Source organism: Gordonia zhenghanii (assembly GCF_021738965.1).
Taxonomy (GTDB): domain Bacteria; phylum Actinomycetota; class Actinomycetes; order Mycobacteriales; family Mycobacteriaceae; genus Gordonia; species Gordonia zhenghanii.
In genome coordinates this window covers 39,872-61,025 of record NZ_JAKKOQ010000010.1, presented here as the reverse complement: position 1 = coordinate 61,025, position 21,154 = coordinate 39,872, and the positions used below count along the sequence as shown (strand labels likewise).

Below are 21,154 nucleotides of genomic sequence, written 5' to 3'. Positions count from 1 at the left end.
AGGTCTATTCACCCGTGACGGGCGATGATCAGGCCGTCTGGTCAAATATCGATCGGCTATACCGAGACGCCTGTGAGCACACTTCTCAGGCGGTCACACCGCCGATGCCTTTGCCGATGAGGACTGCACCGATGACGAGGATCAGTACGGCCATCACGGTCTGGTTGTTCTTCTGCAGCCATCCCTTCAGCGAATCCAGCGGAGTCCGAAGACGGTCGGCGGCGATCTGATAAGCGATCACCGGCACCGCCACAGTCGAACTTGCGAGCACTGTGAATACGATGACGGCTACGGTGGTCCCGGAACCGTCCAGTCCCGCACTGCCGATCGTCATGCCGGCCGCGACGCACAGCATCAGGTTCTTCGGGTTGACTGCGGCCAGCACGAAACCGATGCCTGTGCCGGCGGGCGGAGCCATCTGGTCGATCGCGCCCATCCACTTCGGTGCGGGCGCATCACCTGATCGGGACTTCCACTGGTGGACGCCGAAGGCGAACAGCGCGACTCCGAGTACCAGCTTGATCCATCCGCGACCCCCTGCTGCACCGTCCATCGCTTGCCCCAGGAACACGAACACGGTCGTCGCGACTGCGACTCCGAGGACCCACCCGGCCACGAATCCCAGACTCGTGGTTCGGGCATGAACTCCCATCAGCATCAGGATGGCGGCGATGACCGGCACCGGCGACACTGCTACCCCGACCGCTAGAGGCAGCAGGTCACCGATGACCGCTCCCACAGCGTTAGTCCGTCCGCCACGTCGTGACTGCCCAGATGACGATCACGTCGAGTGCGATGATCAGGATCGACCACCACGGGTAGTAAGGCAGCCACAGGAAATTGGCGACGATGGAGATCCCGGCGATCACGATCGCCGACACTCGCGCCCAGGTCGCACCTGTCATCATGCCGATCGAGATGAGGATGCCCAGAATGCCGACGACTAGGTGTATCCATCCCCATGTCGTCGTGTCGAACGCGTACGTGTATTCGGGCCCGACGACGAAGAGTTCGTCGTTCAGGACGGCGGACAGCCCTTGGAGGAAGGCCAGAAGTCCGGCCACGAACAGTAGGACGGCGGCCGCGAATGTCGTGACTCCCGATAGGCCTTGTCGGACGGGACTGGGGTCCCGATTGTCTGTCGATGTCATGTCTTATCCCTTCATATGTGTCGTCTGTCATTCGTCGATGCGTAGTTCCGCGGCGGCCTCCCTGTTCGTGCTGAAGACTCGGTCGGACTCGCCGAGGACTCCGAGCGTCCGTAGCCGGGGCGTGATCGCCTCGCGGAGCCGACTGAACCCGAGCGTGATGTCGTTGTCGGCGAGCCACGTGCGCAATCGCTCCAGTGCATCGCTCGCCGTCACATCGACATCGGTCACCGCTTCCATATCGATCACCAGATGCTTCACTGGCGTCTCAGCGGCCGATACGGAGTCCTTCGCTGCTTGGACGACGACGTCGGCGTTGGCGAAGAACAGTGGCGCAGCAGGCCGCAGCACGATCAGTCCTGGTGCGGTGACCGTCTTGTCCGCTGCAGTGAGACGCTTGTGCCTGCCGCTACCTGCCCCGTCGGCGTGCAGCACATCGATCGCCGGATTCGATGCACGACGGGCGATGTTCACGAGTGCAAGCACGAACGCGACGAAGATCCCCGCGATCGAGCCGACGAAGATCGTCGTCGCAAAACAGACGGCCGCGATCGAGAACTCGAATCGGTCCAGACTCCACATGCGGATGAACTTCTCGATGCCTAAGAGTGGGACGACTGCGACGGCCACGATCGCACCGATGGCGGGCGACGGAATACTGGTGAGCAAGCCGGTTCCGAACAGCAGCAGAAAGAAGGTTGCGACTGCGAGGACGAACGACGGCAGTTGTGTACGCGATCCCGCATCGTCCATCGCTGCGGTACGTGACGTGGAGGAGCCGACCGAGAATGAGCCGGTGAAGCCCGCCGCGACGTTGCCGACGCCGAACGCCGCCAAGTCGCGGTCGGGGGACACCGTGTAACCGTGTTTCTCCGCATAGGACCGGGACACCAACAACCCCTCGACGGTGGTGACCATGGCCAATGCGATCGCGGACGGCACCACCGCGAGCCATTGGGCGATACTCAGGGACGGCCACGTGAAGATCGGCGGCCCGCCCTGAACCTCGCCCAGCACGGACACCCCGTGCTCGTCCAGGTGGACTGTGGCGACGACGACAGTCGCACCGACGAGCACGATCAACGCCCACGGCACGCGTGGCAGCCGCACCCGCCAGGACAGGAGGACGACCAGTGACGCCGCAGCGATCACGACAGACCATCCGTTGGCGTCGGGCAGCCCAGTGACCAGTCCCACGAGCTTGCCGACGAACTCCTCGCCTGAATCGAGGTGCACGCCGAGCATCTTCGCGGTCTGCGACACCAGGATGTCCAAGGCCAGGCCACCGACGAAGCCCGTCAAGATCGGCTCGGACAGGAAGTTGGCGAGAAAGCCGAGACGGAATACCGACATCAGCAGTAGAACCAGGCCGCAGATGATCGCCTGCGCCATCGCCAACGCCGCATAGTCATCGGTTCCGGCCACCGCCAGCCCGCCGATGGACGACGCCACCAGCGCTGCCGCCGCGGCGTCCGGCGAGGCGACGAGCTGCCGTGACGAGATCACGATCGCGTACAGGATCGTCGGGATGATCAGGGCGTACAGGCCGGCGATCGGAGGCAGCCCGGCGATCTGTGCGTATCCGATATTGAGCGGAATCGCGATCGTGACAAGGGTGATCCCGGCCATCGCTTCGCGTGCGACATTCTGTTTGTTCAGTCCTGGGACCACACGGTATCCGCGCAGTGTGCCGGTCAGGCGCCGGGTTGACACGTGCCGCACCTCCCTCGGTCCTACGGCACGATGATGTCGAACGCCGGGTCGGCGTCGTCGACGACACCAGTCAGTCGGCTCAACGCTTCTGGATCGCCGACTATCTCGATACCCGGCGACGTCTCATCGCCTCCGAGCAGAGCCAACAGTCGCGGCTTGGTGGCCGATACAATCGCGTCGGCATCTCCGTCCTTGTCCAGCCTCAGACGGTGGACCAGGACCCCGTTGCTGAGAACCAAGCGATGTGTCTGATCGAGATCAGTGAACGTCACATCGAGCGTTACGCGCTCATTCCACGCTTTCGGCCCGTTGATCGATATGGCGATCGAGTCGAAGAGCTGCGCCGGCGAAAGTTGCGCGAGGATCTCCGGTGCGCTCGGGTTGGTCGGAGTCCCGAAATTCGCTCCCCGTAGTTCGGTTGCACCGGACAGATAAAAGTTGCGCCACGTACCGTTCTCCACCGTGTACGCAAGTTGGTCGAGGGTGTCGGCATACAGCGAACGCCCCTCGACGTGTTCGGGATCGGTGAAGACGACATGGTCGAGAAGGGTCGCTGCCCAGCGATAATCGCCGGATTCGTAGGCGACCCGCGCCGCGTCGACGGTCCGGTCGACACCGCCGATGGCGTCGACGTAGCGGGCCGACAATGCTTCGGGCGGGTGCGGCCACAATCGCGCCGGATTGCCGTCGAACCACCCGATATACCGCTGGTAGATCGCCTTGACATTATGGCTGACCGAACCATAGTAGCCCCGCGCATGCCACGCATTCTCCAATGCTGGAGGCAACTGGATCGATTCAGCGATCTCAGCGCCCTGTAAACCCTGGTTAATCATGCGCAGCGTCTGATCATGAAGGTAGCCGTAAAGATCACGCTGGAGCGTGAGCATCTCCACGATGCGATCGGCCCCCCACGTCGGCCAATGGTGCGGTGAGAACATGACTTCAGTGCGGTCTCCGAAGACGTCGATCGCCTCATTCAGGTACCCCGACCATCCGTGCGGGTCACGGACGACAGCGCCCCGCAGGGTGAGCAGGTTATGCAGGGTATGAGTCGCGTTCTCCGCAATGCACAGTGCGCGGTACTGCGGAAGATAGACGTGCATCTCGGCGGGGGCCTCCGTACCCGGCGCCATTTGAAACTCCATCTCCACACCGTCGATCGTCAGGGTCTCGCCGGTGGTATGGATGTCGATGGTCGGCACCACTATGCCTGCGGCCCCCGTCGAAGGAGCCTGGCCGAGGCCTGCCCCGACGTGCCCGGACGGGCCATGAGCAAGGGCTGCGCCGTACATGTACCCGGCACGCCGGCCCATCGCGGTGCCCGCGTACACGTTCTCAGCGATCGCGTGCTCAACGAATCCCTCTGGCGCAATCACCTCGACGTCACCACGGGCGACGGATTCGGCGTCGGTGACGCCGAGGACGCCACCGAAGTGATCGATGTGACAGTGGGTGTGGATGATCGCTTTGACTGGCCGGTCTCCACGATGCTCGCGGTACAGCCTCATCGCTGCAGCCGCCGTCTCACGAGAGGTCAGCGTGTCGATGACGACGACCCCCTCGTCGCCTTCGATGATCGACAGGTTCGAGAGATCGAGCCCGCGCACCTGATAGATTCCCGCTACCACTTCGAAGAGCCCTTGAATGCTCGTCAATCGCGATTGGCGCCACAAGCTCGGATGCACAGTGCCAGGTTCGAGTTCGGAATCCAAGAATTCGAATACGTCGTTGTCCCAGACGACCGTGCCGTCATCGTCACGGACGACTCCGGGTTCGAGCTTCGCAATGAAGCCGCGGGCAGCGTCATCGAAATCGCGGGTGTCGTCGAATGGAAGTGATTCGGCCGCTCGACGGTGGACGGCGGCGACGAACTCACTGGCGTCTGGCTGTGGCATCGGTTCCTCCTCGATGGTGGTGGTCACGCACCCGAGTCCGCACTGAGTCGTGCGAACCCGTGCCACGAATGCTTCCGTGCGCCGGACCACTGCACAGATGACCTCATTCTTTGCGGGTGAGCCGAATTCACCGACCGTCGGTCTCGACGACGACCCACGAGGACGGCACTGAACCACGTAGGGTCCTCCCTTATGACCGACTTTCGCGGATGGTCTTCCTCCCTCCAATTCCACCCGCCGCTCCAACAGCCGGGCCACCTTCGCCGCGCGCGACTCACGAGCTGCATCGACGAGCGGATCACCCAGTCGCACACGGCCCTCGTCGTTGCACCGAGTGGCTATGGCAAGACGTCGTCGGTTGCGGAATGGGCCGCAACCCGACGCGATCAGGTCGCATGGGTCACCCTGAGCCGCCTCGACACTGACGCCGACCGCATCCATAAGGTCGTGTTGCGCGCCCTCTTGTCGCTAGTCGGTCACCTGTCCCCCGACGGTCACGAATCGCTGCGCCGCGCCGATTCGTTCAGCGGTGCGTCACTGGCCGCCCTCGACAACATCACCGACGCCTTCACCGGCATCACCGACCCCGTGTACCTCGTGATCGACGACGCGCACCGGGCGAAGGATGCGCTGGCGACGGGACTGCTCGGGGCGCTGATCGACGGCGGATACGGGAACCTGCGAGTCATCATCATCGGTACTACCTACACCGAGCTCGCGTTGAGCCGGTTCGCACTGACCAATCCTCGCGCAGTCATTCGTGCCGCCGACCTCGCTTTCGACATCGACGAAGTCGTGCGTCTCGTCGAGGACAACGGCTCGGCACTGTCCCCGGACTTCGTCTGGGACGCGACACACGGTTGGCCGATCGCCGTCCGCGTTCTCGTAATGACGGGGGTGAACCCGGGTACCGATGCTGACCACAGCGTCTTCCATTCGTACGTCAAGGACTATGTTCTGCCCTCACTCCCCACCGACCTCGCCGAGTTCGCACTCCTGACCTCCGGCTGCCGAGCTATCACCCCCGCACTCGCGAACGAGGTCACTGGCCGCACAGACAGCGAGATCCTTCTGGACCGATGCGTCGCGTCGGGTCTGTTCATCGACCGGTACGAGTCATCGAAGGGTTCCGTATACCGGTGGCATTCACTGTTCGCTCGACACTGCCGGGACATCCTTACCGAATCTCGACCTGAGACGGCACACGCTTCGATGTGTGCCACCGCCTCGTTCGTCGAAGCGGACAGACCGCTGGAGGCGGCCGAGTACTGGCTCGCCGTGGACCAGCCGGAGGACGCCGTCCGCGTCGTACTCAGCCGGTGGGTCGGTGCGTTGATCGGACCCGATGCCGGGGTCGTCGACCGGTTCTGTGCCGGACTGCCCGCGCCCTGGGATGACGATCCACGCGTCTTACTGGTGAGGGCATGCATACATCGGTCAACCGGCGAGTCGGCATACGCCGCGATGTTGTACGCCCGAGCGGTCTCTCACGCGCGAGACTTCGTCACTCCGCCGGGTAGTGGCACCGATTACACCGGCATTCTCGAACAGGCACACCTGTTCCTCATCGACGACCGCGACGAACTCGGGAAGGCCTGCGACGTTGTGCGACACCGGTTCGAGGCAGAGATCACCACGGCGAGAGACCGTGCGCACCTGCTCTATCTTCTGGGCTGGACCGAGATGCGCCTGCGCCGATCGCCTGGCCGCACCGTCGAGTTCCTCGACGCCGCGGTCGTCGAAGCGAAAGCCATAGGCGCTCTAGGCTTGGCACATCACAGCCGGAACCATCTCGCGTTCAGCCACGCGTGGGCCGGACGCTTTCAGAATGCACGAGAGGTCATCGAATCGACAAGCGCTGACCTCTCCAACGACATGTGGGCGGCGTACGCGGGAGGTGGCGCTCTGTTCGCCTCCGGCTTCCTCGCTTATTGGCAAAATGATCTCGAGAGCGCGATGATTGAATCGGTCAGCCTCATTCGGTCCGCCGACTCGCCCCTGCTCTTCGGCGCCGCCGCACGGATGACGCTCGCCCTCGCCGCTGCGGCGAGCCGGGACTCCGACCGGTGCCGTCTGGCACTCGACGAACTCTCCAGCATGCCGAGTCGGGTGGACCAAGGCGTCTCCTGGTCCGCCTTCCGTCACGCTTCCCTCGCCGTATTGAACGAAGCTGCTGGCAATCACTCCCGCGCGATGCGCATCGTCTCGATGTATGAGCACACCGACAACACTCCGATGGTCACCGTCGTACTCGCCGGGATAGCAGGGCGCGCACGACAACACCGCCGCGCCGCCCACATGCTGCATCGCCTCACCCGGTACCAGGACATCTCGTATGTCCGGGTGGCAACGCTACTCACCGACGCTCAAGTCGCGGTTCACGACGGAACGCCCACCCGGGCCCACGATCTACTCGAGCATGCACTCGACGTCGCTGCGGGCGAAGACCTCCGCAGGCTCTTCGCCGGCGACGGCGTCGACCTGCGTCAGATGTTGACCGGCCACCTCGCGTGGGGCACGCGACACGAAGACTTCCTCGCGGCATGCCTGGCACCGCCGACGCGAACAGGTATTCTCGACATCCTGTCAGAACGCGAATCCGACGTCTTCGCTCAACTGCGTACGACTCGCACCATGCAGGAGATCGCAGAGCACCTCGGCGTGTCGATCAACACTGTGAAGACCCATCAGCGCGCCATCTACCGCAAGCTAGATGTCCGCTCACGGCGCGAAGCGGTACGTTTCACCCGTTGACCAGCGCCATCATCCTCAGAGGATGAGGCTTCCGCACCTCCATACCGTGACCGGTCGACGATAGGGCAATGCTCGACGTCTTGTGGCGGATGCTGCCAATCACCGTGAGTGTCATGGCGAGCCCGATCGCGTTCCTAGCAGTGCTCGGAATGCTGCAGTCGTCGCGACCGCTACTTGTGAACGCGAGCTATCTTCTCGGCTGGGCGGTAGCCACCGCAGGGTCGCTCGCCTCGTGGCTTGCACTGTTCGGGGTCATCGGCGTATCCGAGACTCGCCCGGACTCAGCCCTCGCGCGTTCGTTGCACGCGACAATCGCGGCGTTGTGCTTCCTGGGCGCTGTGTGGTCGTACCGGCAGGCGCAATCGACGTTGACGAAGGTCGCCGCGGCCCAGACTTTCGACGAGTTCGCAGCCGCCACACCGCAATTGCCCGGCCTCGTCAAATCCTCGAGGGACTACGGCATCGGACGATCATTCGTCGTCGGACTCGGTGTGTTCCTCTTCAACCCAACCAACGTGTCTTTGGTGGCCGCGACAGCCATCGACCTACTCAACGCCGACGTCTCGTCCAGTCAGTTCTTCTGGCTCGGTCTGGGCTTCGTCGTCGCCGTCTGCGTACCTCTCGCGTTACCCGTCGCCGTCGTAGCCGCAGGGCGGCGTGCGCCTGACGTGATCATCGCTCGCATGCGGCGATGGGTGCTCCGAAACAACGGGTTCATCAGGACATGCATGCTGACCGTAGTCGGCTTCCTTCAACTGACTCGTGCGATCACAGGCGGCGGCGGATGAGGTGGGCGTCGGCGAAGGAGCCGGCACGCAAATACCTTCGTCGATTCGGCACCCGCCGAACAGTAGCCTCCGACGTCAAGGCCGGTGTCGTGCTCGGCGTCGAGAGCGTGCCCGATGGGCTGGCTGCGGGTGTCCTCGCCGGCGTGAACCCGCTCTTGGGACTCAACGCGTACCTGGTCGGCACTGTCACCGGAGCACTGACGACCGGCTCAGTGTTCATGACAGTTCAGGCGACCGGGGCGATGTCGGTGATCGTCAGCGACGTCCCGTCTGCCCGAGGCCCCCAGTCTGCGACCGTCATCGCCACGTTGACGGTACTGACCGGCGTGGTGATGCTCGGCCTCGGCGTCGCCCGTCTCGGCAGCCTAGTCCGATTCATACCGTCGGCAGTCCTGTACGGCTTCGTCAACGGCGTGGCGATCAACATCGTTCTCGGTCAGCTCACCAACTTCACCGGTTTCGCCGGCGTGGGCGGGAATCGGGTGACGCGGGCTCTCGACACAGCTGCACACGTCACGCACTTCAATTGGGCGACGGTCGCCGTTGGCTCGGCGACCATCGCGTTGGTGTTCGCGTTCGAGGCTCTCGGCGTCGGCCCGCTCGGCCTCGTCCTCTCCGTGATCGCTGGCTCGGTTCTCGCCGCGGCATTTCCCGCAGACTCCGTCGCAACGCTCGGCGACTCTGTCGACGTCGGACGCACTCTTCCGACGCTCGTCGCGCCGTCGTTGTCGGCAGTGCCGGCCCTGATCGTCCCTGCCGTGTCGTTAGCGCTCGTCGGACTCGTCCAGGGTGCGGCCGTCTCTGGATCCATCCCGAATCCCAACGGTCGTTACCCCGACGCGTCGGCGGACTTCCGTGGGCAGGGGCTCGCCAACATCGCCTCCGGACTTCTCCGCGGGATGCCGGTCGGCGGATCGATGTCGGCCACGTCGCTGTCACGTTCGGCGGGCGCACGAAGTGCACTCGCCGGTCCTGTCGCCGGAGCAGTCATGGTCACGACAGTCCTCGTGTGCGGTCCACTCATCGAGTCCGTCGCCATGCCCGCGCTGGCCGGTCTGCTAATCCTCGTGGGCGTCCGGACATTGAAACCACACCAGTTCCGGATGGTCTGGCAGGCGGGGCGAGTGCAAGTCTCCGTGTTCTCAGTGACATTCGCATTAACCTTGACGATTCCACTCCAGTACGCGGTGCTGTCGGGTGTGGGCCTGGCGATCATCCTGCACGTCGTGCAGCAGTCCAATCGGGTCCGGATCGTTCGGTGGACCTTCGAGACGCCCGAATCGCGCCCCAGTGAGAGCATGCCCCCTGCTGAACTCGTCGCCGGTGACACGCTCGTACTCGCACCGTACGGAACCCTGTTCTTCGCCTCCGCGCAGGCATTCCGTGCGCAGCTGCCGACACCGGAGCCCCTGGCTGACGACGCCGTCGTCGTGATCCGGCTCCGCGGCACAGACGAACTGGGCGTCACCTTCCTCACGATGCTCGGCGACTACGCACGCGAACTTGCCAGGGCCAATGCCACGCTCATGGTCAGCGGTGTCGACGAGGACCTAGCCGCCCAACTCGTGGCGACGGGCCTGTACGCGACGATCGGCGCCGACAACATCTTCCGGCGACGCAACCGCCTCGGCGACTCGGTCTTCGACGCTCTCGACGCCATAGAAGAACGCCGCCGAAGCGGATGATCCGCATTCGACGGCGTTCCCGGCGACTCGCCGTCAACCGAGTAGCTTGGCCTTTGCCGCAGCGAACTCGTCGTCGGTGAGCAGGCCTTGCGAGCGCAGATCGGCAAGTCGCCCCAACTCGCTGGTCAGATCTGCAGTCGGCGCCGCGCCCCGCGGCGGCGCATAACTCTGTTCCGGCATCGGCGCGTAGGTCTGCGCGGATCTCTCCGCTCCCCAACGAGCCTGCCTACTAGAAACCGCGTTCGCGGTCCCCGCCACCACCGCAGTACGGGCAGCCAGTCCGATCAGACCTGGGCGGCCCCCTCGTCGTAACATAATCGACTCCTCACTCGGCTCCTGTTTGATCCGACATTCTCATTCGGCTGCGGCCATCTCGGCGACTGCATTCACGACGTGCGCCGGGATCCGCTCCACGGCGATCACCGAGGATCCGTCCTCATTCAGTGCAGCGGCGAGCTCTCGCGCCCAGACGAGCTCAAACGCGACTATCGCGGCGGCCTCCCCGTCAGGAATGCCGGCCAGGAGGTCAGCCACGTCGTCGTCACCGATCAACCCGGGCGTAGCGAGAGCCGCGTCAGCGAGCGCGAATTCAGCGCGGTCCACCTCGTCGACGGTCACCGACCCACTCGTGGTCTTGGTGACCACCACCGCATCGAGCAACCGAACAACACCCGCATCGAGTTGCTCGGTCAGTGCGTGAAAGACGATTGTGGAGATCTGTGATCCGCCCAGCATGATGACATTGATCTCGACCGGTCCGAGCCCTCCCGCTCCGGCTAATGATTCGAAACCCATAATTCCTCCCCGTGAAGTAGTCGGTCGACCCTGCATCCCATCGTGGCAGCCGAACCCGACCGGCCGGACGCGCGTCACCCGCATCGGGCGAGAGGCGAACCGAAGTTCCTCGCCACCGACACATACTCGGATCCATGGCCGCTACGTCCTCGCCCGGCAGCTCGCCCGCATGGGCCGTCCCACGCGGGCTCGCGGTGCTGGCCGCACTGGCCTCGCTCACCGTGACGACTGCAGGCATCAAGATGACTGCGGGTATCGTCGGCCCCGTCTTCCTCGCGTTGATCCTGGTCGTCGCCGTCCATCCGGCAGGCGTCTACCTGCGCAAACACGGCTGGCCCACATGGCTCTCAGCGGTCGTCGTCCTCGTAGCGCTGTATGGGACGCTCGCCCTCGTCTTCGTGTCCATCGTCTTCTCCCTCGGACGTCTCACCACCATCATTCCGAGCTACACCGATCGGTTGGACGATTTGGTCGGCAACGTGAAGGCATTCCTCCACGACCACGGAGTCGATCACGGCGCAGCCGACTCTGTCCTCGGAAACATCGATTCACACACGCTCATCAATGCCGCGGGTTCGGTGCTGTCGTCGGCGGTGTCCCTGACATCAACACTTGTCCTGATCATCTCCGTCGCACTGTTTCTGGTCGTCGACTCCCTGGGCATGGGCGAACGAACCACGACGCTCCGGCGAGTGCGTCCGAACATCGCCGAGGCCCTGATTGGGTTTGCCGTCGGAACCCGTCGATACCTCCTAGTGACCACCGTGTTCGGTTTCATCGTCGCCGTGCTCGACTCGGGCGTGCTGTGGGCGATAGGCATTCCTCTCCCGATCCTCTGGGGACTCCTATCGTTCATCACGAACTACATTCCGAACATCGGTTTCGTGCTCGGCGTGGTGCCGCCTGCAATTCTCGGCCTTCTTGAGGGCGGGCCGGGCACCATGCTGCTGGTGATCGTCATCTACAGCGTGATCAACGTGGTGCTCCAGTCGTTCGTCCAACCGAAGTTCGTCGGTGACGCCGTCGGTCTGTCTACCACCGTCACGTTCCTGTCACTGGTGGTGTGGGCATGGATACTCGGCCCACTCGGCGCGATCCTCGCCGTTCCGCTGACGATCTTCGTCAAAGCCCTGCTCATCGATATCGACCCAGCGACGCGATGGATGAACATCTTCATCGCCGACTCGGTACCACCTGAGAGGCCAACCGATGCTTGACGCCAATGGATTCGTCATTGTCGCTGTTGGAGCGCTGCTGTGCTTCTACGGCGTCCGCTCCGTACACCTGGGAGTGCTCGCGTCCGGTTTCGGACTTGGCTGGCTGATCGCCGCGCTGTTCAACCCATCGGCTCTCACGCTCATCCTGTTCGGACTGATCGGTGCGGTCACAGCATGGGTGGTCGTGTCCCTTGTGTTCAGCTTCGCGTCCTACTTGATCGGCGGACTCGCAGGCGCTGTCACCGGAGCCCGGATCGCCGACCTTGTCCAACCGGGAGACAACTCGTGGGCGGCGAGCGGCATCATCATCGTCGCGGTCGCCGCCGCCGCGGCGTTCGCCGCCGAGAAGTACAAGGCGCGGGCACTCATATGGCTCACCTCCATCGGAGGCGCAGCGATGATCCTTCACGGCCTCGGCCGAGCGTTCGACGCTCTCGACTGGCTCCGATCCGCCGACACCACTGCCGGCGAGATAGGCGGCACCGCAGCGTGGATAGGAGTCGCAGTGACCGGGTGGGTGGTGCAGCGGCGACTCTTCGCCGACCGGCTCGACGTCAGACACCGACTCGGCGGGAATGAGAAGCGGGACTCCTGAGAATCAGACCCCCTGATGCCGACGGATTCAACGCTTAGATCTGGTCTGGCCTCAGCCCAGCGAGTCCATCCAGAAGTCTAGTTCAAGGTCGTCCGACGTGCCCGGAGCGACGCGATACGGCGACAGGTCGTCCGTGCCGTTCGCGACGAGCACCTCATCGTCGATGAAGCAGCGGCCGGTCGCGGCGCTCGCGGGCTGGGTCAGGATCGCCATCGCCGCATCGGCGACGATCTGCGGCGTACGGCTCTTCGACACCAACTCCGCGCCGAGGATGTTGCGGACGGCAGCGGTGTCGATGGTCGTGCGCGGCCACAGCGAGTTCACCGCGATCCCATCGTCTATCAGCTCTGCGGCCAGACCAATCGTGACGAGCGACATCGAGAACTTCGAGATGGTGTAGCCGGTGCCGATGCCTGCGAACCATTTCGAATCGAGGTCGATCGGCGGCGACAGCGTGAGAACGTGTGCGTTCGGCGACTTCCGCAGGTGCGGGATGCACAGCTTGGACAGGAGGAAGGCGCCGCGCGTGTTGATGTTCTGCATCAGGTCGTACTTCTTCATGCTCAACGAATCGGCGTGAGACAGGTCGAGAGCGCTCGCGTTGTTCACGACGATGTCAATGCCGCCGAACTCCTCGACGGTGCGAGCGACGGCGTCGGTCACCTGAGCGTCTTCGCGGATGTCGCCGACGATCGGCAGCGCTCGGCCGCCCGCTTCTTCGATGGCCGCCGCTGCGGTGAAGATGGTCCCCGGCAGGTTCGGGTTGGGTTCGGCGGTCTTCGCGATGAGTGCGATGTTGGCGCCGGCCCGCGCAGCGCTGACTGCGATGGCCTCGCCGATTCCACGGCTGCCGCCGGACATGATGAGCGTGCGCCCCTCAAGGGGACGGCTGGATTCTGATGCGGTCGTCATGATGAACGATCCCTTCTTCTCTGGTTCTACGGTCGTACTAGTGCTTCGGTCGTGCAATCAGGGTCAGGGACGCGCGCGGAGACTGCGAGCGATGACCAAGCGCTGAATCTGGTTGGTCCCCTCGAAGATCTGGGTGATCTTGGCTTCGCGCATATAGCGTTCGACGCGAAAGTCGCGCGTGTAGCCGTTGCCGCCGAATACCTGTACAGCATCAGTGGTCACTCGCATCGCGACGTCGGTGGCGATGAGCTTGGCAACCGAAGCCTGGCGCGAGTACGGCACCCCGGCGTCGCGGCGACGTGCCGCTTCCAGATACGTCGCGCGCGCCGAGTCGACGGCAGCCGCCATGTCGGCGAGCAGGAATCCGAGACCCTGGTGGTCGATGATCGCCTTGCCGAAGGACTGACGTTCGTTCGCGTATCCCACTGCTTCGTCTAACGCGGCCTGCGCGATGCCGGTCGCCACGGCGGCGATACCGAGACGTCCGGAGTCCAACGCGCTGAACGCGATCTGCAATCCCTGTCCTTCGGACCCGATCCGACGATCGCTCGCTACGTGCGCGTCGTCGTAGTGTGCCGACGCGGTCGGTACCGCAGAGAGTCCCATCTTCTCCTCTGGTTTGCCGAAGATGAGGCCGTCGGTCTCCTTATCTATAAGGAAGCAGGAGACCCCGGACGACCCCTGACCGGTTCGCGCGAAGACGTTGTAGAAGTCGGCGACGCCGCCGTGCGTGATCCAACTCTTGGTCCCGGTCAGGCGGTAGCCGCCGTCGACGGGTCGAGCGGCACATTTCACCGCCGCAGCATCCGAGCCTGCGTCGGGCTCGGACAGGCTGTAGGCGCCGACGGTGCCGCCGCCGAGCATGTCGGGCAGCCAACGCTCCTGCTGTTCTAGCGAGCCGAACGCCATGAGCGGATGGCAGGCGAGCGTGTGAACACTGACGGCAACACCCACGGCGGCCCAGCGGGCCGCGATCTCCTCGAGTACCTGAAGGTAGACCTCGTACGACTGTCCACCGCCTCCCCACTCCTCCGGGTACGGCAGGCTGAGCAGCCCGGCGTCGCCGAGCGTGGTGAAGGCCTGGTCCGGATAGCGCTCGTTCTTCTCGTACTCGTCGACGATCGGGTCGAGCACCTTGTCGGCGATCTCGCCGGTGAGCGCGACGAGGTCGCGGGCCTCGTCGCTCGGCAACAGGCGATCTACTGGCACACGACGCTCCTAGAACTTGAAGTAGTACTGACGTACATCAATCAGTATCGTACGGCGAGCAGTACTGCAAGGGATGGACCAGTACTATCAACGGTCATGGGAACTCCGCTTCCGTCCGAATTCGCGACGCGACGCCGACTCGAACTCTTCGATTCGATCGTCGACCTATTCCTCGCCGAAGGATTCGTTCAGTTCACTCTCGACGAGATGGCGGGGCGTCTGCGCTGCTCAAAATCGACGCTGTACACCCTGGCCGACAGCAAAGAGCAACTCGTGCGGTCGGCGACGGTGCACTTCTTCCGGCGCGCGACCGACGAAGTGGAAGCCCGCATCGCACCGGTCGACGGGGCGCGGAAGCGAATCGTCGGCTACCTCGACGCCGTCGGCGCCGCACTCGCCCCGGCTTCCGACCGCTTCATGACCGACCTCAACGCATTCGCGCCTGCCCGCGAGGTCTACGAACGCAACACCCGCATGGCGGCCGAACGTGTTCAGGAACTGATCGACGAGGGTGTGGCCGCGGGCGAGTTCCGCTCCGTGCACGCCGCGTTCGCCGCCGACCTGACAGCCACCGTCATGGCGCGCATCCAGCAGCGTGGCGTCCGCACCACCACCGGACTCGACGACGCCGACGCCTACCGTGAGCTCGCGGCGATCCTCACGTCGGGAATCGGCAAGTGACCCAGTAGGACCAACCGGCACCCGCCCGCCACACCCCTCCCGTGGCGAGGCTCACAGGAGTACTCGGATCCGTCCACGACCTGCGCGACTCCGCCTTAGATAACGGTAAGATCACCACATCGGTAACGGCAAGATAACGACTGGGGCTGGATTTCCGGTACGTTCGTCCGCAGTCCTCGAGAGCCGAAGGTCCCCCGGGCACCCCTCCCGCCCGCCTCGGCCAGCCTTCGAGGAGGCCCATCCCCTCCCAAAACATAGGTCTTCTTCATGCCGCCGAACCGAAAACAGACACGTAACGCCGTGCTCGTCGCCGCCGGTCTCATCCCGATGGTCGGCTCCCTCCTGGGTGCGTCGTCGACCGCGACCGATCATTACGCCGGGCCCGCACCGGTCAACGTCGCCGCCCACGGCCAGGTCGACGCTGCCCCCGCGAAGCCAGCCGTGAAGCCCGTGGTTCAGAAGTCGACCGCACCGAAGTCGACGACCAAGACACCGAAGACCGAACCTCAGAAGGCTCTCGTCGACACTGACATCGCCGTCCCTGAGTCCGTCTCCTCCGGCGAGGTCCCGAAGGTCAACTTCGCCGCCTACCACGCTGCCGAAGACATGATGGGCAAGACCGACCGTCGCTGCAACATCGACTGGAAGCTGATCGCAGGGATCGGCCGCGTCGAATCCCACCACGCGAACCTCGGCGACACCGACAAGCACGGCACCCTGCGCGACCCGATCTACGGCCCGACGCTCAACGGATCACTGTCGGGCAACCGCGTCGTCAACGACACCGACGGCGGCCAGCTCGACGACGACGCCTCCTACGACAGGGCAGTCGGCCCCATGCAGTTCCTCCCTGAGACGTGGAAGCACTACGAGGCCGACGGCAACGGGGACGGCAAGTCCGACCCCCAGAACATCTACGACGCCGCACTCACCACCGCTCACTACCTGTGCGACGAGGGCCTCGACCTGAGCAAGGCGGGCGACCGCACCGAAGCCATCCTGCGCTACAACAACTCGATGGAGTACGTGAACAAGGTGCTCGGCTTCGCCGGCAGTTACTGACATCCTCTCCCTCTCTCCGCTGTTGGTCGAACGGAGTCGAGGCCTCTTGCGCACGGCGGATCTCGACTACGCTCGATCAGCAGGGGACGCTCGATGGATCTCGACTCCGCTCGATCGGCGTGAGGAACGCTCGATCAGCAGGGGAACGCTCAAGCAGCGGGGAGGGTTTGATGTTTCAGTACAGCCAGACCACCGTCACCGCCGATCGCACCCGGCTGTCCGTTCAATTGCGCGGACACGGACCGGCACTGCTTCTCCTGCCGGGCCAAGCGAACGACCACCGGTGGTGGGATCGGACTCGCAACGACTTCGCCGCCGAGTTCACGACCGTCACCTTCGACTACCGCGGCACTGGCGACAGCGACGAGTCGGATTCCTACAGCACACCGCTGTTCGCCGAAGACGCTCTCGCAGTGATGGATTCGCTCGCCATTGAGAACTTCCACGTGTACGGCACATCGATGGGCGGCCGCACCGCGCAGTGGGTCGCGATCTCTGCACCCGACCGAGTCCAGCGACTCGTCCTCGGCTGCACGACGCCGGGCGGCGAGCACGCCGTGGAACGCAGCGACGACGTCCGGAAGGTCCTCGCAGGCCCTGACCGCGAGGCGGCGCTCGAAGAGATGATGTACACGCCCTCGTGGCGCGCCGAGCATCCCGGACCGTACAAGACTCTCGGCGACGCACGAATGAGCGCGCGGGCCCGTCACGGCCATCTCGCCGCCAGCAACAAGCACGACGCATGGGATCGCCTCACCGAGATCATCGCTCCGACCCTCGTCCTGCACGGCTCCGACGACCAGTTCGCGCCCGTCGTCAACGCCCAGCTCCTCGCCGATCGGATCCCCGATGCTCGCGCCCACGTCTTCGACGGCGCACGTCACGGCTACTTCGACGAGTGCCGTGACGAGGCGAGTCCGATGGCGACTGAATTCTTGAAGGCTTGATCAACCTCTCGACGAGCCCGTTCCTTGGCGGACCAGCCTTGCGCAGCACGCGAATTCGTCACACCCCGTCTACGACACTCCTGTGACAAGCTGTCATCAACCGACGAAAGGCAGCCATGAAAGACGAGTTCCGCGCCCTGATCATCGACCGCGACGATGAGAAGAAGCAGTCCGTCCAGGTAGCGAACATCTCGCCCGATCAGCTGCCCGACGGCGATGTGACGGTCCGCGTGGCTGCGTCGACACTGAACTACAAGGACGCGCTCGCGATCACCGGCGCCAGTCCCGTCGTCCGATCGTTCCCCATGGTTCCGGGCATCGATCTCGCCGGCACCGTCGACGAGTCGTCGAATCCGGCGTTCGCACCCGGCGACCGCGTCGTCCTCAACGGGTGGGGCGTCGGCGAGAAGCATTGGGGCGGCCTCGCGGAGTACGCGCGACTGAACGGCGACTGGCTGATCCCGCTCGAGTCGGCGTTCACCTTCGAGCAGGCGATGAGCATCGGCACCGCCGGATACACGTCGATGCTGTGTGTCATGGCGCTCGAACGCCACGGCGTCACACCGGAGTCGGGCGAGGTGCTCGTCACCGGCGCTGCAGGCGGCGTCGGCAGCATCGCCGTCGCGATCCTCGCCAACCTCGGCTACCAGGTCGCGGCCGTGACCGGCCGACCCGAGGAAGCCGACTACCTGACCGGACTCGGCGCCGCACGCATCCTTCCGCGCGCCGACTTCACCGAGCCCGGCAAGCCGCTCGCGAAGGAACAGTGGGCGGGCGCCATCGACGTGGTCGGCGGCCAGGTGCTGGCCAACGTATGCGCGGGCATCAAGTACCGCGGCGCCGTCGCCGCGTGCGGACTTGCAGGCGGTATGGACTTCCCGGCCAGCGTCGCACCGTTCATCCTGCGCGGCGTGACCCTCGCGGGCGTTGACAGCGTCATGTGCCCCGCCGACGAACGCCGCGAAGCCTGGCGTCGCCTGGCTCAGGACCTCGACCCCGCCGTCCTGAAGCCCGTCACGACGACCGCGACGCTCGACGACTGCGCAGGTCTCGCCGACGACCTCCTCGCGGGCAAGGTGCGCGGACGAATCGTCGTGCCCATCGCCGCGGACTGACCGATTAATAAATACACGTTCCTAATCTGACGAAATTAGGTTCTTGTTCTATATCTATAGTGCTCCTAGGCTGGTACCCGTGATCGTAGTCACATAGCGTGACACGATCGCACCAGCCCACTCATCGCGGCCGCCGCGATAACCGTTTTTCGGAGCACCATGAAGATCACAGCCATCGAAGCGATCCCCTTCGCGATCCCGTACGTGAAACCGCTGTGCTTCGCCTCGGGCGAGGTCCACACCGCCGAGCACGTCCTGGTACGAGTGCACACCGAGGACGGCGTGATCGGAGTGGCCGAGGCGCCGCCGCGGCCCTTCACCTACGGAGAGACGCAGAAGGGCATCGTCGCCGTCATCAACGACGTGTTCGGTCCGGACGTCGTCGGACTCACCCTGCTGCAGCGCGAGATCATCCGGAACCGCCTGGAGCGGACCATCGGAAACCCGACCGCCAAATCGGCCGTCGACATGGCCGTCTGGGACGCACTGGGCAAGACGCTCGAGCAGCCGGTATCCGAGTTGCTCGGCGGCTTCACCGACAGCCTGCGCGTATCGCACATGCTCGGCTTCGCCGACCCCGACGTGATGGTCGCCGAGGCCGAGCGGATGCGCGAGACCTACGGCATCAGCACTTTCAAGGTGAAGGTCGGACGCGAGCCCGTATCACTCGATACGGCGGTGGTCCGCGCCCTGCGTGGACACTTCGGCGACAAGATCGACCTGTACGTCGACGGCAATCGCGGCTGGACCGCTCGGGAGTCCGCACGTGCAATGCGCGAGATGAGCGATCTGGATCTCTTGTATGCCGAGGAACTCTGCCCGGCCGACGACGTTCTCGGTCGCCGCTGGCTCGTCGACCAGTTGGACGTCCCGTTCATCGCCGACGAATCGGTGCCGACACCTGCCGACGTCACGCGGGAAGTCCTCAGCGGGGCTGCGACCGCGATCAGCATCAAGACCGCACGCACCGGATTCACCGCATCACAGCGTGTCCACCATCTCGCGGAGGGCCTCGGACTCGACGTCGTGATGGGAAACCAGATCGACGGACAGGTCGGCACCGCGTGTGCCCTGACCTTCGGGACGGCGTTCGAGCGCACCTCGCGGCAGGCGGGCGAACTCTCCAACTTCCTCGACATGAAGGACGACCTGCTCGCCCAGCCTCTCCAGATCGTCGACGGGCGGCTGCACCGCCTTGCGGGCGACGGCATCGGCATCGAGATCGATCCCGATCAGCTCGCCAAGTACCGGACCGACCGATGACCCGCCCGACGGGAAGGATGTGACCAGCCGTATGCACTCGTCCCAAAGCCCACCCCAGCCGGCACCCCGGCGCACATCGACCACGAAACGGAGCTGACCGACATGCTGTTCCACGTTCGGATGGACGTAAAGATCCCGAACGACCTCGACCCCGAGGTCAAGGCGGACACCGTCGCCCGTGAGAAGGCGTACTCGCAGGACCTCCAGCGGTCCGGCAAGTGGCCGCACATCTGGCGGATCGTCGGCGAGTACTCCAACTACTCGATCTTCGACGTCGCGGACAACGCCGAACTGCACGACATCCTGTCCGGGCTGCCACTGTTCGCGTACATGGACATCAAGGTCACGCCCCTCGCCGCTCACCCGTCCGACATCGCCGCAGGCTGATCCCGATCGCCTCGAGTACTTCATCCCAATACACCGTGACCGGCGTGCAGCCCCACAGCCGGAGCCCAGAAGAAGGAGAGATCCAATGACCGACACCAGTTTCGATTCCGAGACCACCGCTAAGGCCGCCGAGTCCGGCGCCAATGCCTCCGTGCAGTTCCGTGAGCGCATGGCCGCTGCTGCCGCAGGCTCCGGCCCCATCGACCACAAGCGCGTCGACTACCTGGCCAGCAAGGCGGTCAAGGCCCTCAACGACATCGTCCTCGAGGACAAGGTCAGCTACACCGAGTACAACGCCCTCAAGGCATGGCTGATCAAGGTCGGCGAGGACGGCGAGTGGCCGCTGTTCCTGGACGTGTGGCTCGAGCACTCCGTCGAGGAGGTCGCCAACGAGCACCGCGAAGGCAGCAAGGGAACCATCGAGGGCCCGTACTACATCGGCGACTCGCCCGAGGTCGAGTGGAACGGCACCATTCCGATGCGCGACGACGAGCCGGGCACCCCGTTCATCTTCGCCGGACAGGTGCGCGCGGTCGACGGACAGCCGCTGGCGGGCGCCAAGCTCGAGCTGTGGCACGCCGACAATCTCGGCTTCTACTCGCAGTTCGCACCGGGTCTGCCCGAGTGGAACCTGCGCGGGACGTTCGTCGCGAATGAGGAGGGCCGCTACGAGATCCACACCATCCGTCCTGCTCCGTACCAGATCCCGACCGACGGGGCCTGCGGCCAGCTCATCGCGGCGGCCGACTGGCACGCCTGGCGTCCCGCGCACCTGCATCTGAAGGTGAGCGCCCCCGGACATGAGACGAACACCAGCCAGTTGTACTTCCCCGGCGACCCGCACAACAATGACGACATCGCCTCTGCGGTGAAGCCAGAACTGATCCTCGACCCGAAGCCGAATCCGGACGGCGAAGGCGAGATCACCGAGTACGACTTCGTTCTCGACCCCGAGGCCTGAGTTCTGAACCAGACGAGAGAGCCG

General features: G+C 64.5%; 20 protein-coding genes. 12 read left to right on the top strand and 8 right to left on the bottom strand.

Translation table 11 applies throughout. The features are described from left to right. Nucleotides 1-85: 85 nt before the first annotated feature. From L5G32_RS12280 to L5G32_RS12265, 4 genes are read right to left on the bottom strand one after another with little or no spacing between them, the layout of a single operon-like run. Nucleotides 86-739 (bottom strand): GAP family protein, encoded by a 654-nt coding sequence (locus L5G32_RS12280; RefSeq protein ID WP_237011344.1) that lies wholly within the window; start codon nt 737-739, stop codon nt 86-88. Between the two features lie 4 nt (nt 740-743). Further along, on the bottom strand, nt 744-1,151 hold the full coding sequence (locus L5G32_RS12275; RefSeq protein WP_237011343.1) for a DUF7144 family membrane protein: 408 nt from the start codon (nt 1,149-1,151) through the stop codon (nt 744-746). Nucleotides 1,152-1,178: 27 nt separating this feature from the next. Beyond that, nucleotides 1,179-2,861 carry a SulP family inorganic anion transporter gene (locus tag L5G32_RS12270; protein ID WP_237011342.1) on the bottom strand — a complete coding sequence of 561 codons (1,683 nt, stop codon included), beginning with the start codon at nt 2,859-2,861 and terminating at the stop codon, nt 1,179-1,181. 20 nt (nt 2,862-2,881) lie between these two features. Further along, a complete protein-coding gene (locus L5G32_RS12265) occupies nt 2,882-4,759 on the bottom strand; it encodes an alkyl/aryl-sulfatase (protein ID WP_237011341.1) in 1,878 nt (625 codons plus the stop codon). Between the two features lie 192 nt (nt 4,760-4,951). On the opposite strand from L5G32_RS12265, the gene L5G32_RS12260 reads away from it, so the two are divergent. The 3 genes from L5G32_RS12260 (at nt 4,952) to L5G32_RS12250 (ending at nt 9,986) form a co-directional block, all read left to right on the top strand. Then, complete coding sequence (locus tag L5G32_RS12260) at nt 4,952-7,513, top strand: helix-turn-helix transcriptional regulator (RefSeq protein ID WP_237011340.1); 2,562 nt, start codon at nt 4,952-4,954, stop codon at nt 7,511-7,513. A 68-nt stretch (nt 7,514-7,581) separates the two neighbouring features. Next, entirely contained in the window at nt 7,582-8,301 is a 720-nt protein-coding gene (locus L5G32_RS12255) for a GAP family protein (protein ID WP_237019166.1), read from the top strand. Next, nucleotides 8,298-9,986 (top strand): SulP family inorganic anion transporter, encoded by a 1,689-nt coding sequence (locus L5G32_RS12250; protein ID WP_237011338.1) that lies wholly within the window; start codon nt 8,298-8,300, stop codon nt 9,984-9,986. Before L5G32_RS12255 ends, L5G32_RS12250 begins: the two co-directional genes overlap by 4 nt. 33 nt (nt 9,987-10,019) lie before the next feature. Here L5G32_RS12250 and L5G32_RS12245 read toward each other — a convergent pair whose 3' ends face one another. Then, the gene (locus L5G32_RS12245; RefSeq protein WP_237011337.1) at nt 10,020-10,301 is read right to left on the bottom strand and encodes an SHOCT domain-containing protein; all 282 of its coding nucleotides are present in this window, start codon (nt 10,299-10,301) and stop codon (nt 10,020-10,022) included. Nucleotides 10,302-10,340: 39 nt separating this feature from the next. After that, complete coding sequence (locus tag L5G32_RS12240; RefSeq protein WP_237011336.1) at nt 10,341-10,781, bottom strand: DUF6325 family protein; 441 nt, start codon at nt 10,779-10,781, stop codon at nt 10,341-10,343. A gap of 134 nt (nt 10,782-10,915) precedes the next feature. Between L5G32_RS12240 and L5G32_RS12235 the strand changes: the two genes are divergently transcribed. Further along, the gene (locus L5G32_RS12235) at nt 10,916-11,998 is read left to right on the top strand and encodes an AI-2E family transporter (protein ID WP_237011335.1); all 1,083 of its coding nucleotides are present in this window, start codon (nt 10,916-10,918) and stop codon (nt 11,996-11,998) included. Further along, entirely contained in the window at nt 11,991-12,593 is a 603-nt protein-coding gene (locus L5G32_RS12230; protein WP_237011334.1) for a DUF4203 domain-containing protein, read from the top strand. The genes L5G32_RS12235 and L5G32_RS12230 overlap by 8 nt, the downstream gene beginning before the upstream one ends. A 51-nt stretch (nt 12,594-12,644) precedes the next feature. Here L5G32_RS12230 and L5G32_RS12225 read toward each other — a convergent pair whose 3' ends face one another. Together L5G32_RS12225 and L5G32_RS12220 are read right to left on the bottom strand one after the other, a co-directional pair. After that, entirely contained in the window at nt 12,645-13,505 is an 861-nt protein-coding gene (locus L5G32_RS12225; protein WP_237011333.1) for an SDR family oxidoreductase, read from the bottom strand. Nucleotides 13,506-13,568: 63 nt separating this feature from the next. After that, entirely contained in the window at nt 13,569-14,714 is a 1,146-nt protein-coding gene (locus L5G32_RS12220; RefSeq protein WP_237011332.1) for an acyl-CoA dehydrogenase family protein, read from the bottom strand. A gap of 96 nt (nt 14,715-14,810) precedes the next feature. Here L5G32_RS12220 and L5G32_RS12215 point away from each other — a divergent pair, with 96 nt between their 5' ends. The 7 genes from L5G32_RS12215 to catA all read left to right on the top strand — a co-directional run bounded on the left by L5G32_RS12215 (nt 14,811) and on the right by catA (nt 21,130). Further along, nucleotides 14,811-15,395 carry a TetR/AcrR family transcriptional regulator gene (locus tag L5G32_RS12215; protein ID WP_237011331.1) on the top strand — a complete coding sequence of 195 codons (585 nt, stop codon included), beginning with the start codon at nt 14,811-14,813 and terminating at the stop codon, nt 15,393-15,395. Between the two features lie 267 nt (nt 15,396-15,662). Beyond that, nucleotides 15,663-16,457 carry a lytic transglycosylase domain-containing protein gene (locus tag L5G32_RS12210; protein ID WP_237011330.1) on the top strand — a complete coding sequence of 265 codons (795 nt, stop codon included), beginning with the start codon at nt 15,663-15,665 and terminating at the stop codon, nt 16,455-16,457. 170 nt (nt 16,458-16,627) lie between these two features. After that, nucleotides 16,628-17,404: an alpha/beta fold hydrolase gene (locus L5G32_RS12205; protein WP_237011329.1), complete on the top strand. Its 777-nt coding sequence runs from the start codon at nt 16,628-16,630 to the stop codon at nt 17,402-17,404. A gap of 116 nt (nt 17,405-17,520) precedes the next feature. Next, complete coding sequence (gene acuI / locus L5G32_RS12200) at nt 17,521-18,519, top strand: acrylyl-CoA reductase (NADPH) (RefSeq protein WP_237011328.1); 999 nt, start codon at nt 17,521-17,523, stop codon at nt 18,517-18,519. 159 nt (nt 18,520-18,678) lie between these two features. Beyond that, entirely contained in the window at nt 18,679-19,782 is a 1,104-nt protein-coding gene (locus tag L5G32_RS12195) for a mandelate racemase/muconate lactonizing enzyme family protein (protein ID WP_237011327.1), read from the top strand. A gap of 102 nt (nt 19,783-19,884) precedes the next feature. Next, nucleotides 19,885-20,169, top strand: a complete 285-nt coding sequence (gene catC / locus L5G32_RS12190) for a muconolactone Delta-isomerase (RefSeq protein WP_237011326.1) — start codon at nt 19,885-19,887, stop codon at nt 20,167-20,169. 85 nt (nt 20,170-20,254) lie between these two features. Next, nucleotides 20,255-21,130 (top strand): catechol 1,2-dioxygenase, encoded by an 876-nt coding sequence (catA, locus tag L5G32_RS12185; RefSeq protein ID WP_237011325.1) that lies wholly within the window; start codon nt 20,255-20,257, stop codon nt 21,128-21,130. The last annotated feature ends 24 nt before the right edge of the window (nt 21,131-21,154 follow it).